The organism is Geodermatophilus poikilotrophus (genome assembly GCF_900111455.1).
Taxonomy (GTDB): Bacteria; Actinomycetota; Actinomycetes; order Mycobacteriales; family Geodermatophilaceae; genus Geodermatophilus; species Geodermatophilus poikilotrophus.
Window position 1 is genome coordinate 107,217 of the sequence record NZ_FOIE01000003.1, and the last position, 15,913, is coordinate 123,129.

Genomic DNA, 15,913 nt, shown 5'->3' on the forward strand with positions numbered 1-15,913 from the left:
GCAGGCCGGCTCACCGGGCCGCGGCCAGCTCGCCCCGTTCGAGCGCCTCGCGGTCGGACTCCAGCACGTCGGCCGCGGCCACGACGATGTTCGGGTCCGGCCGGCCGACGACCGCCTCGTCCTTGCCCTCGTAGGGCAGGGAGTACAGGACGTGGCGCAGCGCCTCGAGCCGGGCCCGCTTCTTGTCGTTGCTCTTGATGACGGTCCACGGGGCGTGGTCGGTGTCGGTGGCCGCGAACATCGCCTCCTTGGCCGCGGTGTAGTCGTCCCAGCGGTCCAGCGAGGCGAGGTCGGTGGGGGAGAGCTTCCACTGCCGCACCGGGTCGATCCGCCGCACGATGAAGCGGGTGCGCTGCTCGCGCCGGGACACCGAGAACCAGAACTTGACCAACCGGATGCCGCTGTCGACGAGCATCCGCTCGAACTCCGGTGCCTGGCGCATGAAGCGCTCGTACTGCTCGTCGGTGCAGTAGCCCATCACCCGCTCGACGCCGGCGCGGTTGTACCAGGACCGGTCGAACAGCACGATCTCCCCGGCGGCGGGCAGGTGGGCCACGTAGCGCTGGAAGTACCACTGGGTCTGCTCGCGCTCCGAGGGCTTGTCCAGCGCGACGACCCGGGTGCCGCGCGGGTTGAGGTGCTCGGTGAAGCGCTTGATGGTGCCGCCCTTGCCCGCGGCGTCGCGCCCCTCGAAGAGGACGACGAGCTGCTGGCCGGTGTCCTTGACCCAGCCCTGCAGCCGCAGCAGCTGGATCTGCAGCCGGCGCTTCTCCCGCTCGTACTCCGACCGCGGCAGCCGCCGGTCGTAGGGATAGCCCTCCCGCCAGGTCTCGATCCGCTTGCCGTCCGGGCCGAAGAGCTCGCCGTCGTCGTCCCAGTCCTCGTCGGAGTCGTCCGCGGGGAGGGCCTGCAACCGGTACTGGGACACGTCGATCTCGGACACGCAGCGGGGGTTACCCCGCGGAGCGCCCCGGTGCACGCGCCGCCCCGGCGTGCCGCTGCGATGCTGGCCCCGTGCCCGGTTCCCCCGACGCCCCGGGCGTGCCCCGTCCGAGCGGTGCCGCGACAGCGGCCGACACCTTCGACACCGCGGAGCTGCGGCGGCGGGTGCTCGCCGCCTGGGCCGACTCCCCGGCCCGCTTCCGCGAGGACGCCAACGCCGAGGAGGACCTCGTCCGCGGCGGCTACCGCGACCGGCTGCTGGTGGAGCTGGCGCAGAACGCCGCCGACGCCGCCGCCCGGGCAGGGGAGACGGGGCGGCTGCGGCTGGAGCTGACCGGTGACGGCGCCGGGGGAGAGGTGCTGCGGGCGGCCAACACCGGCGCCCCCCTCGACGCCGCCGGGGTGCAGGGCCTGGCCTCGCTGCGTGCCTCGGCCAAGCGTGACCAGCCGGGGTCCGGGGTCCCGGGCGGACCGCGGATCGAGACGGTCGGCAGGTTCGGGGTCGGTTTCGCCGCCGTCCTCGCGGTCACCGACGAGCCGGCGGTGCACTCGACCGCCGGCGGGGTCGCGTTCAGCGCCGACCGCACCCGCGCCGAGGTCGCCGCCGTCCCCGCGCTGGCCGAGGAGGTGGCCCGCCGGGACGGCGCCGTCCCCGTGCTGCGGCTGCCCTGGCCGGCCGGGGGGACGCCGCCCGAGGGCTTCGCCACCGAGGTGGTGCTGCCGCTGCGCGCCGGGTCGCGGGCCGCCGTGCGCACCGCCCTGGAGGAGCTGGCTCCCGAGCTGCTGCTGGCGCTGCCCGGGCTCGCGGCGGTCGACGTCGTCCTCGACGGGACGGTCCGCTCGCTCGCGGTGCGCCGGCGCGGCGCGGAGGCCGAGCTGACCGACGGCGACCGGACGACCGTCTGGCGGCTGGAGCGGCGCGACGGCGAGCTGCCCGAGGCGCTGCTCGCCGAGCGGCCGGTCGAGGAGCGGGCACGTCGCGCGTGGACGTTGACCTGGGCGGTGCCGCTGGACGACGACGGGCGCCCGGCGCCCCTGCCGCTGCCCCAGCGGGTGCACGCGCCGACCCCCAGCGACGAGCCGCTCACCCTGCCCGCCCGCCTGGTCGCGCCCTTCCCGCTGGGCCCCGACCGGCGGCACGTGCTGCCCGGGCCGGTCACCGACGAGCTGGTCGCCGCGGCCGCCGGCGCCTACGCCGACCTCCTCGCGGGGCTGACCGAGGGCCCGGGGAGGGACGGCGCGGTGCTGGCGCTGGTGCCGCGCATCGGGCTGGCCGGTGCCGAGCTGGACGCCGCGCTGTGCACCGCGGCGCTGGAGCGGCTGCGCGGGTCCGCCTGGCTGCCGGTCGCCGGCGCCGACCGCGACCGGCAGCCGCCCGGCCGCGCCGCGGTGCTCGCCGAGCCCACCGAGGAGCGGGTGGCCGCGCTGACCGGCGTGCTCCCCGGGCTGCTGCCGGCAGGCTGGTCGGCCCGCACCGACCTGCCCGCGCTGGCCGCTCTCGGGGTGCGCCGGGTCGGCACCGCCGAGGCCGTGGAGGCGGTCCGCGGCGTCGCCCGGCCGCCGTCGTGGTGGGCGCGGCTGTACGCGGCCCTCGACGGCGCCGAGCGCGAGGAGCTGGCCGCACTGCCGGTCCCGCTCGCCGACGGCCGCACCGCCCACGGCCCGGCGGGGGTGCTGCTGCCCGACGAGGGACTGCCGGTGGCGCGGCTGGGTCCGCTCGGGCTGCGGGTGGCCGACCCGGACGCGGTCGCCCCCGCCGCCGCCCGCCGGCTGCTGGAACGGCTCGGGGCGCGCCCGGCCACCGCCGCCGCGGTGCTCGCCGACCCGGAGGTGCGCGCGGCGGTCGAGACCTCGGTCGACGCGGCCGACGACGGCTGGGAGCCCGACCGGGACCCGGCCGCCTTCGCCGACGCGGTCCTGGCGCTGGTCGCCGCGGCGGGGACCGGGCCGGGGGAGCTGCCCTGGCTGTCGGAGCTGGCGCTGCCCGACGCCGACGGTGGCTGGGCGCCGGCCGGGGAGCTGGTGCTGCCCGGGTCCCGCTTCGCCGGCGTGCTGCTCGACGGCGCGCTGGGCACCCTGGCACCCGGGCTGGACGCCGACCCGGACGTGCTGCGGGCGGTGGGTGTGCTCGACGGCTTCGCGCTGGTGCGCGCCGAGGACCCCGACGGCCTCGACGTCGACGCGGCGCAGGACTGGGCCGACGCCGTCCTCGACCGGCTGCCCGCCGACGCGCCGGCTCCGTCGTGGCCGCCGCTGACCGCCGTCCGGGACCTGGAGCTGGTCGCCGACTGGGCCGGCGCGCTGCCGCTGCTGGCCGCGCTGCCCGCGGACGCGTGGGCCGACGTCGTCCTCGACGGGGTGACGGTGCCCGGCTACCTGCGGTGGTGGCTGGGCGGGCACCCGGTGCTCGGCGGGCGGCGCCCCGACCGGCTGCGGCACCCGGCGGCGGCGGAGCTGCAGGGGCTGTACGAACCGGCCGACGCCGATCCGCGGCTGCTGGACCTGCTGCGCCCGCCTGCGTCGGTCGACGACGTGCTCGCCGACGTCGACGGCGCGCTGGACCTGCTCGACCGGCTGGGCGACGACCGCCGCACCGTCTCGCCCGCCGTGCTGCGCACCGTGCACGCCCGCCTGGCCGCGGCGCTCGACGGCGTCGACGTGGACCCGCCGGACCGGGTGCGCGTGGCGCCGGACCGGGTGGTCGCAGCCGAGCGGGCCGTCGTCCTGGACGCCCCGTGGTTGCAGCCACTCGTCGACTCCCCGCTCGTGCCGGCCGGTGGTGCCCCAGGGCCGGTGGCCGACCTGCTGGACCTCCCGCTGGCCGGTGAGGCGGTGCGCGCCCGGGTGGAGAGCCGTCCGGTGCGGCGGGTGCGCTGGGCCGACGTCCCGGGAGCGCAGCTGGCCGCGGCCCGGCTCGAGATGGCGGAGCTCCCCGGCGAGGTCGCCGTCCACGAGCCGCTGCGGGCCGGTGGCCGGACCGTCCCGTGGTGGCCGGGGAGCGGGGTCGACCACGTGGACGGGACCCCGGGTGCGCTGGGGCGGGCGCTGGCCTGGCGGACGGGGGCGTGGCCGCTGCGCCAGGCGCTGGCCGAGGCCTTCGCCGATCCGGAGCACGCCGACGTGCTCGCCGCCGAGGACGCCGTCGGCCCGTGAGTCGGGGCCGACGGCGCCTCCCGTCGGCCCCGTTGCAGGGAGGAGGACCCCGTCCCCCTCACCGTGGAAGGACCCCGTCCTCCCCACCCTTCGCAGGCTCAGGGCGGGACCCGAGACGGGGCCTCGCGGCGAGCCTCTGTACGGGGCCTGGCGCGAGCTCACGAGCGGCGGGGGCGAGGGGGTCCCTCCTCACTGGCCCCAGCGCGGGATGGCGTGCGCGCCCGAGGCACGGCCGTGGGCGGAGCTGGGCCGTCCGCTCCACCCGGCCGGCGCGCCGGGCGCGGGGGCGCGCCCGGCCTCGGCGCAGCAGCGGTACAGCGACAGCCACTGCTCGGCGGTCAGGTCGGCGGCGCGGGTGGTGGGCGGCAGGCCCGCCGAGCGCAGCCACCGGGGACCGGCCGGGCCGGGCAGGACGGCGCGCAGCGTGGCGCCGAGGGCGGCGCCGGGCCGGGCGAGGACGGCGTGCGCCAGGCGGTCGAAGGCGGCCGCCTCGGTCCCGGGGAGGGCGGCGCGGGCGGTGGCGGGTGCGCCGTCGAGGGCGCGGTGGGGGCGGGACACGGTGGCCTCCGGAGAGGGGAGGGCTGCGCGACCGGCAGCCGGTCAGCGAGGAGCGAGGTGCGCCCGGCCGGAGCGGAGCGCGGACGGCGGGGAGCAGGACTCGACCCGCGGCACGTCACGGAGAGGACGGATCAGGAGCGCACGGCAGCGACGCTACGGATTGTGCCGGGGGGCGTCGAGCGGATTACCGGCCGGAGGAGCGGTCGGCCTTGCGCTGCTGGTGGGCCTCCCAGCGGGCGCGGTCGCGGGCGCGGGCGTCCTTGGTCCGCTCCCGGCGGTCGGCGCGCCGGCGGGCCCGGTCGAGCTCGCGCTGCTCGAAGGAGGAGTGCTGCTCCCAGTCGCTGGCCAGCACCGCGACGCCCCAGAGACAGAGGCCGACGATGGCGACGAACGAGGCGAGGATCGGGTCGAGCACCAGGAAGGCCCCGACCGAGCCGGCCAGCCAGATCCCGCCCCACACCGCCAGCCACCTCGACACGCCGTCCAGTATCCCCGCGCGGTGGGCGTCCGGCCGCCGCGCCCGCTCCCGGCGCGATGCGGCCGTGATCACGTCCGCCGTCGCCTCTTGAACATCGGGGGAGAGGTCCCTACGGTCAGGGGCAGCGGTTCAGCAGTCAGCCGCGGCACCAGTTGCCGGACTCCGCGTCGTGCCACGGCTGGTCCCGTGGTCGTCCGTACGGGTTCGCTTCCTCGAGAGAGGCGCACCGTGACCGCTGTCCCCACCACCGACCTCGTCTCGATCGACGTGACCGGCTCTCCCGCCACCGGCGTCCTGCTCACCGTCAGCGGCGAGGTCGACTCCTCCACCGCCCCACGGCTGCGCGAGGTCGTCGACGCGGTCTTCGCCGACCGCGTCCCGGCGCTCACCGTCGACCTCGACGGCGTGACCTTCCTCGACTCCGCCGGGCTGTGCGTCCTGGCCGGCGCCCACCGGCGGGCCGCAGAGGGCGGCGTCCTGCTGCGCGTGGTCGCCTCGTGCCGGGCGGTGGTCCGGCCGCTGCAGATCACCGGCCTCTACGACCTGCTGGCCGTCGAGCACGTCGAGCCCCGCGCCGGAGCCGGCGCCGCCTGAGGGAGGACTCCCCCCGCCCCGCACGCTCGGGGCGTGGTGTGGGACGGAGCCAGGGCGGGCTCTGCAGGGGGCCGCCCCGGCGGCGTTCGAGGCCATCCCTCCATGTGACTTCCCCACACGTGGCCGGTCAGCGGCGTGTGACCGCCGCACATTGCTGGTCCCCGGTTCCCGTCGGGTCACCCCCGACGCTCGTGCGCAGGTCACCTGCAGGTCACGATCGTCCGCGCCTGTGGCGTACTCGGCGCGTCGTGGCTTTACAGTCTCCGGCCATGTGCCCTGAATCACAGGCCGATGTCGTTCCGCGACACGGCGACCCACGGACGCCGGCCGGCTCGCCGGGGACAGCCGCGGTGCGGCCCGCATGCTGAGCATCGACTCGCTGCGCGTGACGTACGGCGGCGCCGTCGAGGCGGTGCGCGGCGTGACCATGGAGGTGCCCGACGGCAAGGTCGTCGCCGTCCTCGGCAGCAACGGTGCCGGCAAGAGCACGCTGCTGCGGACCATCTCCGGCACGCTGCGGCTGCACCGGGGACGCGTCGACGAGGGCGCGGTGCGCTTCGACGGTGACGTCCTCACCACGCGCGACCCGGGGCAGATCGTCCGCCGGGGTGTCGTCCAGGTGCCGGAGGGGCGGCGGATCTTCGGCCGGCTCACCGTCGAGGAGAACCTGCGCGCCGGCGGCATGGGCAACCGGGACCGCGCCGCCAAGGCCCGCGCGCACGCCCGGGTGCACGACCTGTTCCCCGTGCTGGCCGAGCGCAGCGGCCAGCGGGCCGGGCTGCTCTCCGGTGGTGAGCAGCAGATGCTGGCCATCGGCCGGGCCCTCATGGCCAGCCCCAAGGTGCTGCTGCTCGACGAGCCCTCGCTGGGGCTGGCGCCCCGCGTCATCGGCCAGATCGGCGAGGTGGTCGCCGAGATCAACCGGCAGGGCACCTCCGTGCTGCTCGTCGAGCAGAACGCCACGATGGCGCTGGGGGTCGCCGACCTGGCCTACGTCCTCGACGTCGGCAAGGTCTCGCTGTCCGGGCCGGCCGCGGACCTCGCCCGCACCGACGAGGTGCAGCGGCTCTACCTCGGGCACGGCGACGCGGTCGACGCCGGCCCGGCCACCCGCGGCCCCCGCCGCACGCTCTCCCGGTGGACGGCGTGACGGCGGCCGGCGTGGACACGCGCTCGGACGTCTCGCCGGTGGAGGTCGAGCACGTCAGCGTCCGGTTCGGCGCCATCAAGGCGCTGTCCGACGTCTCGTTCACCGTCGCTCCCGGGACGATCCACGCGGTCATCGGCCCCAACGGCGCCGGCAAGTCGACGATGTTCAACGTCCTCTCCGGCGTCTACCAGGCCGCTGAGGGCGAGGTCCGCTTCGGCGAGGCGCGGCTCGACCGCATGCGCCCGTTCCAGATCGCCGGGGTCGGCGTGGCCCGCGCGTTCCAGAACATCGCGCTGTCCGGCGCCCAGTCGGTGGCCGAGAACCTCATGCTCGGCCGGCACCACCTGACGAAGGCCGGGTTCCTCTCCTCCGGGCTGCGGCTGCCCCGCGCCACCCGCGAGGGGAAGGTGCACGGCGAGCGGATCCGGGAGATCGCCGAGTTCCTCGACCTGGGCGACAAGCTGCAGACCCCGGTCGGCGTGCTGTCCTACGGCGACCAGAAGCGGGTCGAGGTGGCCCGGGCGCTGTGCACCGAGCCGCGGCTCCTGCTGCTCGACGAGCCGGTGGCCGGGATGAACGCCGAGGAGACCGGCCGGATGGCCGAGGCGATCCGGGAGATCCGCTCGGCGCTCGGCATCTCGATCGTCCTGGTCGAGCACGACATGGGGATGGTCATGTCCCTGGCCGACCGGGTCACCGTCCTGGACTTCGGACGCCGGATCGCCGACGGGACCCCGGCCGAGGTGCAGGCCGACCCCGAGGTCATCCGCGCCTACCTGGGCTCCGGCGACGACGACACGCCCGCCGAGGCCGCCGCCCACCACACCACCGAGACGCCAGGGACCACCTCGTGACCCAGTTCCTCTCGCTCCTGCTCAACGGGTTGTCGCTCGGCGCCATCTACGCGCTGATCGCGCTCGGCTTCGTGATCATCTTCAAGGCCAGCGAGGTGGTGAGCTTCACCCACGGCTCGCTGCTGCTGCTCGGCGCCTACTCCATCGCGCGGCTGTCCGAGCCGCTGGGCTTCCTGCTCGCCGTGCTCGTCGGCCTGGTGTTCACCGCGCTGGCCGCGTTCCTGATCGAGCGCTTCATCATCAACCGGCTGCGCGGCGCGCCCGTGATCAGCCTGGCGATCGTCACCATCGGCGTCGACATCATCCTGCTGACCGAGCTGATCCGGCGGATCGGCCCGGACATCCTCAACGTGCCGCACCCGTGGGGCGGGGAGTCGGTGCGCATCGGCGGCATCGGGATCACCCAGAACCGGCTGATCGCCATGGTCGTCGCCGGCGTCCTCATCGCGCTGTTCTTCGTCGCGTTCAAGTACTCGAGCTGGGGCGTGGCCATGCGCGCGTCGGCCGAGGACGGCGAGACCGCGGCGCTGATGGGCATCCGGCAGGGCCGGGTCTCCGCGCTGGCCTGGGTCGTCGCCGGCGTCCTCGCCGGGGTGGCCGCCCTGTTCCTGGTCGGCAGCCCGACACCCGGGGTCAGCTCGGCCGTCTACGCCACGGCGCTGCGGGCCTTCCCGGCGGCCATCCTGGGCGGCCTGGACTCCACCGGCGGTGCGCTGGTGGGCGGCCTGCTCATCGGGGTCGCCGAGTCCCTGGCCGCCGGTTACCAGGAGAACCTGCTCTTCCTGGGCCGGGGCTTCGGCGAGGTCGTCCCCTACGTCGTCATGATCGCCGTCCTGCTCGTCCGGCCCTCGGGGCTCTTCGGCACCAAGGAGCTGACCCGTGTCTGAGCAGACCGTCTCGCGCCAGGCGGGGGCCTCCCGCGCGACGTCCGCCACCCCCACCCGGCCGGGCCGGGCCGGCCGCCGTCCCGGCACCGTGGTCAAGTGGGTGCTGGTCGCCGCGCTGTTGCTCTTCCTGCTGGTCTTCCCGCTGTACTTCGACGAGTTCTGGCTGCGCACCGGCTTCGCGGTGTTCGGCGCGGCGATCGGCGCCATCGGGCTGAACCTGCTCGTGGGCACCACCGGCCAGCTGTCCCTGGCGCACGCCTTCTTCCTCGCCGTCGGCGCGGTCAGCTACACCTACATCTCCGGGGAGTCCGGCGGACTCGGCACCCGGGCCGCGCTGCAGGGGCTGGGCCTGCCGCCGATCGTCGGCATGGTCGTCGGCGTGCTGCTCGCCGGGCTGGCCGGACTGGTCTTCAGCCCGATCGCGGCGCGGCTGCGGGGCATCTACCTCGGTGTCGCCTCGCTGGGGCTGGTCTTCATCGGCGTCCACGTGATCAACACCTGGACGCCGGTGACCGGTGGCTTCAACGGCCGCGCGGCGCCGGAGTTCTCGCTGTTCGGCTTCACCTTCGGCAACAGCGACCCGCAGCTGTGGGTGCTTGGCGTGCCGTTCCGGGAGGCCGAGCGGTTGTGGTACCTCGGGCTGGTCCTGGCGCTGGCCGCCTACGTGTTCGCCCGCAACCTGCTGCGCAGCCGGCCCGGCCGGGCGCTGCAGACGCTGCGCGACAGCGAGGTCGCCGCGTCGGTCATGGGCGTCAACGTGCAGGCCTACAAGGCGCGGGTGTTCCTGGTCAGCTCGATGTACGCGGGCCTGTCCGGGGTGCTCTACGCGCTGTCCATCGGCAGCATCGCCCCGGAGTCCTTCACGCTCGTCGTCTCCATCCAGTACCTGGCGATGATCGTGCTGGGCGGGCTGGGCTCGGTGGGCGGCGCGGCGCTGGGCGCGCTGTTCGTCACGGCGCTCCCGCTGCTGTTCCAGCAGTACGCCGACGTCCTGCCGCTGGTGAGCGCGCCGGGCCAGGGCGGCATCTCCGCGGGCTTCGCCGCCCGGTTCCTCTACGGCGCCGCGATCATCCTCATCGTCCTGTTCGAGCCCGCGGGTCTCGCGGGGATCGCGCAGCGCCTCACCTCACGCTTCCGCCGGGGCCGTGCGCCCGCCCGCGGCGGAGTCTCCACACCACCCCCGGAGCAACCCGGCTCCGCACCGACCCCCTCCGACCGACCAGCACAAGGGAGCGAGACCAGATGAGAACAGGCAAGACTCTGCGCACGACCACCGCGGTCGCCGCGGCCGTCGTCGTGGCGACCGCCGGCTGCAGCACCAGGGCACCGGAGGCCGGTGGAGGGGGCGGAGGAGGAGAGGGCGGCGCGGGCGGCGAGGTCACCACCGACTTCGGCGTGGAGGGGACGACGATCACGCTCGGCGTCCTCACCGACCTGACCGGCGTGTTCGCCGCGCTCGGCCAGGACATCACCAACGCCAACCAGCTGTTCTGGCAGGACAACCAGGTCTGCGACACCTACACAGTCGAGCTCGACGTCCAGGACACCACCTACGTCCCGCAGACGGGTGTGCAGCTCTACAGCGGCATGGAGCCCAACATCCTGGCGATGCAGCAGACCATCGGCTCGCCGATCAACACCGCGCTGGCCCCGGAGTACGAGGCCGACCAGATCGTCAACTTCCCGTCGGCCTGGGCGCGCACCCTCACCGAGATCCCCGGCACCGGCGTCGTCGGCGCCACCTATGACGTCGAGCTGGCCAACGGGTACGCCTACCTCTTCGAGCAGGGCCTGCTGCAGGACGGGGCCACCGTCGGGCACATCTACTTCGAGGGCGAGTACGGCGAGAACGGCCTGGCCGGCAGCGAGGCGGTGGCCGAGGAGCGCGGGCTGACGATCATCCCCGCGCAGATTAAGTCCGCCGACCAGGACATGACCGCGCAGATCACCCAATTCGCCGCGGCCGGCGTCGACGCGATCGCGCTCACCGTCGCGCCCACGCAGACGGCCTCCGCGGCCGGCGTGGCGGCGGCCCAGGGCCTCAACGTCCCGATCATCGGCAGCAACCCGGTCTTCGCGCCGGGCCTGCTGCAGGGGCCGGCCGCGCAGGCGCTCAAGGACAACCTCTACGTGTCCAGCCCGGTCTCGGCCTTCGACGCCCAGCCCGAGCTGCTCGCGCAGTACCAGGAGGCCTACCCGAACGTGCAGCCGAGCCTCGGCGTGCTCGTCGGCTACGGCATGAGCGCGATCATGAAGCAGGTCCTCGACGCGGCCTGCGAGAACGGTGACCTCACCCGAGCGGGTGTGGTCAACGCCTTCAACGAGCTGCAGAACGTCGACACCGGCGGCCTTGTCGTCCCGATCGACGGCTTCGAGACCGGACGCTCGCCCAGCCTGCAGAGCTTCATCCTGCGGCCGGCCGACGTCCCGGGTGGCGCCACCGTCGTCCAGGAGGCGTTCGAGGGCGAGTTCGCGGAGGGCCTCCGCTGACCCTGCGGTGAACCACTGGCGGCGCCCCCTCCCGGTCGGGAGGGGGCGCCGTCGCGTTCGGCGGACGGCACCTGGCCGCGGTGTCGTCCGGCAGGACGACGGTGTCACAGCCGACCGCGGCGGGCGACCGGGAGCAGCCGGAGGGCGAGGAGTGCCGTCAGCACCGCGGCGACCTGCAGCGGCAGCCAGGCCGGTGCCGACCGGGCCGCGGTCGCCATGAGGAACGGCACGGCGAAGCCGAGGTAGGCGCACGCGAGGAACACCGACGTCAGCTCGCCCCGGCGCGTGGGCGCGGCCAGCCGGCCGGTGACCGTGAGCCCGGCCGCCAGGCACAGCCCGCCGCCGGACCCCAGCAGGGGCGCTGCGGCCAGCAGCCACGGCCAGGCGCCGGTGGCCACGAAGGCCGCCGCTGCACCGAACCCGACCGCGCCGAGGGCGGCACCGGTGACGGCGGTCCACGACTCCAGCCGGCGCTGGAGACCGGCCACGAGCGTCCCTGCGCCGAGCGTCACCCCGGCGAGCACCCCGGTGACCGCGACCCCGCCGGCCGGCAGCTCGCCCAGCAGCGGCACGGCCGAGATGACCGACGAGGGGAAGGCGTAGACGCAGATCGCGACCGGGGCCAGCACGGTCGCGGCGAGCAGCGCGCTGCCCGGGGGCAGCAGCGGGACGGCGGGACTGCCGGTGGTGCGCCGTCCGCCGGGGGACGGCACGACGGTCTCGGGCACCGGCAGCGCCAACACCAGTCCCACGCCGACCAGCACCGTGTGCAGGAGGTACGGCAGGACCGTGGGCGCCGGCGCGAACTGACCCAGCAGCCCGCTGGTGAGCGGCCCGAGGGAGAACCCCGCCGTCATGGCGACCGCGGCTCGCCGTCCCCCCGCACCCTCCCCGGAGGCGACGGACAGCTCGGCGACCCACGCGCTCGCGACGCTGAACACGACGCCGCTGACGACGCCCTGCAGGAAGCGGGCGGCGAAGAGCAGGGTCAGCGAGTCGCCGGCCGCGGCGAAGGCCAGTGACGCCACCCCGGCGAGGACCACGCCGGGGATGGCCACGCGGCGACGACCCAGCCGGTCCGACAGCGGGCCGGCCAGGAACAGCGCGGGCACCAGGCCGGCGGCGTAGCAGCCGAAGAGCGCGGTCAGCACCTCGGGGGAGAGGCCGAGCCGCTCCTGGTAGACCAGCAGCAGCGGCGTGGGGACGTTCGTACCGGCCGCGACCGCGAACAACGTGAACACCGCTCGCCTCCAGGCCACCGCGGCACCCTACGGAGGCGCCGCCGACTCCGCGCGCGACGTGCGGAGAGGCCACTGCGGCACGACCGGTCGCACGGGGGCAGACTCACGGGTGCCCGACGGTGACGAACGAGGAGGACCCCGTGCGCGATGCGGTCATCTGCGAGCCCCTGCGGACCCCGGTCGGTGGCTTCGGCGGCTCCCTGCGCGACGTGCCGGTGCAGGAGCTCGCGGCCACGGTGGTCCGTGCGGTGGTGGAGCGCACCGGGCTGCCGCCGGAGTCGGTGGACGACGTCCTGCTCGGGCACTGCTACCCGACGATGGAGGCCCCGGCGCTCGGCCGGGTCGCCGCGCTGGACGCCGGGCTGCCGGTGACCGCCTCGGGCATCCAGCTCGACCGCCGCTGCGGCTCGGGCCTGCAGGCGGTGCTGTACGCGGCGATGGCGGTGCAGTCGGGCAGCTCGGACGTCGTGCTGGCCGGTGGCGCGGAGTCGATGAGCAACGCGCCGTTCTACTCCACCGCCATGCGCTGGGGCGTCAAGGCCGGGCCGGGTGTGCTGCTGCAGGACGGCCTGGCCCGCGGCCGGGTGACCGCCGGAGGTCAGCACCACCCGGTGCCCGGCGGGATGCTGGAGACGGCGGAGAACCTGCGCCGGGAGTACCGGATCAGCCGCGAGGAGCAGGACGAGTACGCCGTCCGCAGCCACCAGCGGGCCGCCGCCGCGGCCGAGGCGGGCCGGTTCGCCGACGAGATCGTGCCGGTGACGGTCAAGCAGCGGAAGACCGAGGTCGTCGTCGACCGCGACGAGCACATCCGCCCGGACTCCAACGTCGAGACCCTCGCCAAGCTGCGCCCGATCATGGGCCGGGACGACCCGGAGGCCACCGTCACCGCGGGCAACGCCAGCGGGCAGAACGACGGCGCCGCGGTCTGCGTGGTCACCTCGCCGGAGAAGGCCGCCGAGCTCGGCCTGCGCCCGCTGGCCCGGCTGGTGTCCTGGGCGGTGGCCGGCGTCCCGCCGAAGACCATGGGCATCGGCCCGGTGCCGGCCACCGCCAAGGCGCTCGCGCTGGCCGACGTCAAGCTCGCCGAGGTCGACCTCATCGAGCTCAACGAGGCGTTCGCCAGCCAGGTGCTGGCGGTGACCCGCGAGTGGGGCTTCACCGACGCCGACTTCGAGCGGACCAACGTCAACGGCTCGGGTATCTCGCTGGGCCACCCGGTGGGGGCCACCGGCGGGCGCATCCTGGCGACGCTCACCCGCGAGATGGCCCGCCGCGACGCCCGCTACGGGCTGGAGACGATGTGCATCGGCGGCGGCCAGGGCCTCGCCGCCCTGTTCGAGCGGGTCTGAAGAGGACCCCCTACCCCCCACCGCTCGCGAGCTCGCGGCGGGACCCTCCAGGGGGCCAGCCTTCCCTTCGAGTAGAGGAGCTGCCGCATGTCCAACCCCAGCGACCAGCAGCGCGTCGCGATCGTCACCGGCGCGGCCCGCGGCATCGGCGCCGCCACTGCGCAGCGGCTGGCCGAGGACGGCTTCGCGGTGGCGGTGGTCGACCTCGACGAGTCCTCGACCGCCGCCACGGTCCAGGCGATCGAGGCCGCCGGCGGCCGGGCCCTCGGGGTGGGCGCCGACGTCGGAGATGCCGACCAGGTGCAGGCCGCCGTCGAGCGGGTCGCCACGGAGCTCGGCCCGCCGTTGGTGCTGGTGAACAACGCCGGCGTCACGCGCGACAACCTGCTGTTCAAGATGACCGACGCCGACTGGGACCTGGTCATGCACGTGCACCTGCGCGGCTCGTTCCTCATGACCCGGGCGGTGCAGCCGCACATGGTCCAGGCCGGCTGGGGCCGGGTGGTCAACCTGTCGAGCACCTCGGCACTGGGCAACCGCGGCCAGGCCAACTACGCCACCGCCAAGGCCGGTCTGCAGGGGTTCACGAAGACCCTGGCGATCGAGCTGGGCAAGTTCGGCGTCACCGCCAACGCGATCGCGCCGGGCTTCATCCAGACCGAGATGACCAAGGCGACTGCCGAGCGCATCGGCCGCGACTGGGAGGAGTACGTCGCCGAGCGGGCCGCGGCGATCCCGGTGCAGCGGGGAGGCGTGCCTGCGGACATCGCGCACACCGTCTCGTTCTTCGTCAGCGAGGGCGCCGGGTTCGTCTCCGGGCAGGTCGTCTACGTCGCCGGGGGCCCGCGGGGCTGAGCGTCAACCCGCCGGTCGCAGCCACTGCCCGGCCAGGGCCGCGTCGACCGTCCGGGCCCACCGCTGCACGTCTTCGGCCGTGCGCCCCGGCGGCGGGCTGGCGCAGCTCTGCTCGACCAGTGCGTCCCGTTCGTGCCGGAGGGCCTCACGCTGCAGTGGCGTGTGGGCCCGCCACGCCACCTCGGCCAGCAACCCGAACAACCGGTCGACGACGGTGAGGTCCTCCCGGCCGTAGTGGCGGACCTGGGTCACCCCGAGGTCCAGCAGCTCGGGGAAGGTCCAGGACCGCAGGACCAGCCGCTCGGCGCCGTCCTCGTCGGTCAGCCGGCGGTGCCAGGTGTCCCGCACGGCCGCATCGCCCAGCAGTGCCGAGACGTGCGAAAGCGCGTGCCCGGCGGTCGTCGGGTCGTTGATGCCGGGGGAGAGGGCCCGGGCGGCGATGTCCACCAGTTTGCGCAGCCCGTAGCTGGGATCGGCGACGTCGCCCCGCTCGTGGCCCAGGTCGACCGAGCGTTGCAGCGCCCCCTCCAGCTCATCCACCGGGACGGCGTCCCCGGCGCCCTGCGGCCACGCCCAGGCCATCGGGGCGCCGGCGACGACCGGGTCCCCGGGGCGCCGGTCGAGCAGCAGCACGGCGCCGCAGCCGGTGACCGCCTCGAGCAGCGGACCGTCGGCGACCTGTACGAGGAAGCCGCTCGACCGCGCGCACAGCGGGCGGGCGCTGCCGGGGACCTCCGGGAGCGGACCGTCGGGCTGGTCCCCCTGGCGCTCCTGCAACCGCGCCCGCGTGCGGGAGGACTCGTCGTGGACGTCGCGCATCATCGTCTCGACGCGGAGCTGGCGGGTCTGGTGGCTCAGGAAGGTCACCAGGGCCGCCACGGACGCCAGCATCAGCAGGAACGCGACGGTGACCGAGATCCGCGGGACGAACGAGCTGCCCTGGGCCTCGTCGGCCGAGCGGACGGTGCGCAGCACCACCAGCGCGTAGACGAAGGTGCCCAGCAGCACGCCCAGACAGGTCTGCACCACCCGATCGCGGACGAAGGTCTGCAGGAGCCGGGGCGAGTACTGGCTGCTGGCCAGCTGCAGGGTGACGATCGTCAGCGAGAAGAGCAGCGTCGTCGCCGAGATCAGCGACGAGGCGATCGCCGAGAGGAGGGTGCGGGCAGCCGACGGTCCGCCGGTGAACACGAAGCGGATCGGGTCGTCGCCGAAGGCCAGCTCCTGGTCCAGCTCGGTGAGCCCGATGCCGAGCCCCACGGCGGCGAGGATCGCGGCGGCGGGCAGCGGCCACAGCGCCCCGCTGACTGCTCCCCGCAGCGCCTCTACGCGTCCCCCGCGCGGCCTCGACGTCACAGG

General features: G+C 75.2%; 14 protein-coding genes. 9 read left to right on the forward strand and 5 right to left on the reverse strand.

Annotated elements, in window-relative coordinates:
• Positions 1-10 precede the first annotated feature (10 nt).
• Positions 11-943 carry a polyphosphate kinase 2 gene (gene ppk2 / locus BMW27_RS08020; protein WP_091442038.1) on the reverse strand — a complete coding sequence of 311 codons (933 nt, stop codon included), beginning with the start codon at positions 941-943 and terminating at the stop codon, positions 11-13.
• 71 nt (positions 944-1,014) lie between these two features.
• On the opposite strand from ppk2, the gene BMW27_RS08025 reads away from it, so the two are divergent.
• Positions 1,015-4,095: a sacsin N-terminal ATP-binding-like domain-containing protein gene (locus BMW27_RS08025; RefSeq protein ID WP_091442041.1), complete on the forward strand. Its 3,081-nt coding sequence runs from the start codon at positions 1,015-1,017 to the stop codon at positions 4,093-4,095.
• Between the two features lie 189 nt (positions 4,096-4,284).
• On the opposite strand, the gene BMW27_RS23900 is transcribed toward BMW27_RS08025, so the two are convergent.
• The gene (locus BMW27_RS23900; protein WP_091442045.1) at positions 4,285-4,653 is read right to left on the reverse strand and encodes a hypothetical protein; all 369 of its coding nucleotides are present in this window, start codon (positions 4,651-4,653) and stop codon (positions 4,285-4,287) included.
• 184 nt (positions 4,654-4,837) lie between these two features.
• Positions 4,838-5,131, reverse strand: coding sequence for a hypothetical protein (locus BMW27_RS23905; protein WP_139206854.1), 294 nt, complete (start codon positions 5,129-5,131; stop codon positions 4,838-4,840).
• Between the two features lie 228 nt (positions 5,132-5,359).
• Here BMW27_RS23905 and BMW27_RS23910 point away from each other — a divergent pair, with 228 nt between their 5' ends.
• The 6 genes from BMW27_RS23910 to BMW27_RS08065 all read left to right on the forward strand — a co-directional run bounded on the left by BMW27_RS23910 (position 5,360) and on the right by BMW27_RS08065 (position 11,106).
• Positions 5,360-5,725, forward strand: a complete 366-nt coding sequence (locus tag BMW27_RS23910) for an STAS domain-containing protein (RefSeq protein WP_091442051.1) — start codon at positions 5,360-5,362, stop codon at positions 5,723-5,725.
• A gap of 361 nt (positions 5,726-6,086) precedes the next feature.
• Positions 6,087-6,875: an ABC transporter ATP-binding protein gene (locus BMW27_RS08045; RefSeq protein ID WP_091442055.1), complete on the forward strand. Its 789-nt coding sequence runs from the start codon at positions 6,087-6,089 to the stop codon at positions 6,873-6,875.
• On the forward strand, positions 6,863-7,729 hold the full coding sequence (locus tag BMW27_RS08050; protein ID WP_245743374.1) for an ABC transporter ATP-binding protein: 867 nt from the start codon (positions 6,863-6,865) through the stop codon (positions 7,727-7,729). The genes BMW27_RS08045 and BMW27_RS08050 overlap by 13 nt, the downstream gene beginning before the upstream one ends.
• Positions 7,726-8,616 carry a branched-chain amino acid ABC transporter permease gene (locus BMW27_RS08055; protein WP_091442062.1) on the forward strand — a complete coding sequence of 297 codons (891 nt, stop codon included), beginning with the start codon at positions 7,726-7,728 and terminating at the stop codon, positions 8,614-8,616. The genes BMW27_RS08050 and BMW27_RS08055 overlap by 4 nt, the downstream gene beginning before the upstream one ends.
• Positions 8,609-9,862 carry a branched-chain amino acid ABC transporter permease gene (locus BMW27_RS08060; RefSeq protein ID WP_091442065.1) on the forward strand — a complete coding sequence of 418 codons (1,254 nt, stop codon included), beginning with the start codon at positions 8,609-8,611 and terminating at the stop codon, positions 9,860-9,862. The genes BMW27_RS08055 and BMW27_RS08060 overlap by 8 nt, the downstream gene beginning before the upstream one ends.
• Positions 9,859-11,106 carry an ABC transporter substrate-binding protein gene (locus BMW27_RS08065; protein WP_091442068.1) on the forward strand — a complete coding sequence of 416 codons (1,248 nt, stop codon included), beginning with the start codon at positions 9,859-9,861 and terminating at the stop codon, positions 11,104-11,106. Before BMW27_RS08060 ends, BMW27_RS08065 begins: the two co-directional genes overlap by 4 nt.
• 104 nt (positions 11,107-11,210) lie before the next feature.
• On the opposite strand, the gene BMW27_RS08070 is transcribed toward BMW27_RS08065, so the two are convergent.
• Entirely contained in the window at positions 11,211-12,365 is a 1,155-nt protein-coding gene (locus BMW27_RS08070; RefSeq protein WP_175486422.1) for an MFS transporter, read from the reverse strand.
• 122 nt (positions 12,366-12,487) lie between these two features.
• On the opposite strand from BMW27_RS08070, the gene BMW27_RS08075 reads away from it, so the two are divergent.
• Together BMW27_RS08075 and fabG are read left to right on the forward strand one after the other, a co-directional pair.
• On the forward strand, positions 12,488-13,699 hold the full coding sequence (locus tag BMW27_RS08075; protein ID WP_091442074.1) for an acetyl-CoA C-acetyltransferase: 1,212 nt from the start codon (positions 12,488-12,490) through the stop codon (positions 13,697-13,699).
• 87 nt (positions 13,700-13,786) lie between these two features.
• Positions 13,787-14,554, forward strand: a complete 768-nt coding sequence (gene fabG, locus BMW27_RS08080; RefSeq protein WP_091442078.1) for a 3-oxoacyl-ACP reductase FabG — start codon at positions 13,787-13,789, stop codon at positions 14,552-14,554.
• 3 nt (positions 14,555-14,557) lie between these two features.
• On the opposite strand, the gene BMW27_RS08085 is transcribed toward fabG, so the two are convergent.
• The gene (locus tag BMW27_RS08085) at positions 14,558-15,910 is read right to left on the reverse strand and encodes a DUF2254 domain-containing protein (protein ID WP_175486423.1); all 1,353 of its coding nucleotides are present in this window, start codon (positions 15,908-15,910) and stop codon (positions 14,558-14,560) included.
• Between the last annotated feature and the right edge of the window lie 3 nt (positions 15,911-15,913).

What these genes read in the sequence shown, in the direction of transcription:
- BMW27_RS08045 (WP_091442055.1), top strand. Translation starts at nt 6,087, where the DNA reads ATGCTGAGCATCGACTCGCTGCGCGTGACGTACGGCGGCGCCGTCGAG.
- BMW27_RS08065 (WP_091442068.1), top strand. Translation starts at nt 9,859, where the DNA reads ATGAGAACAGGCAAGACTCTGCGCACGACCACCGCGGTCGCCGCGGCC.
- fabG (WP_091442078.1), top strand. Translation starts at nt 13,787, where the DNA reads ATGTCCAACCCCAGCGACCAGCAGCGCGTCGCGATCGTCACCGGCGCG.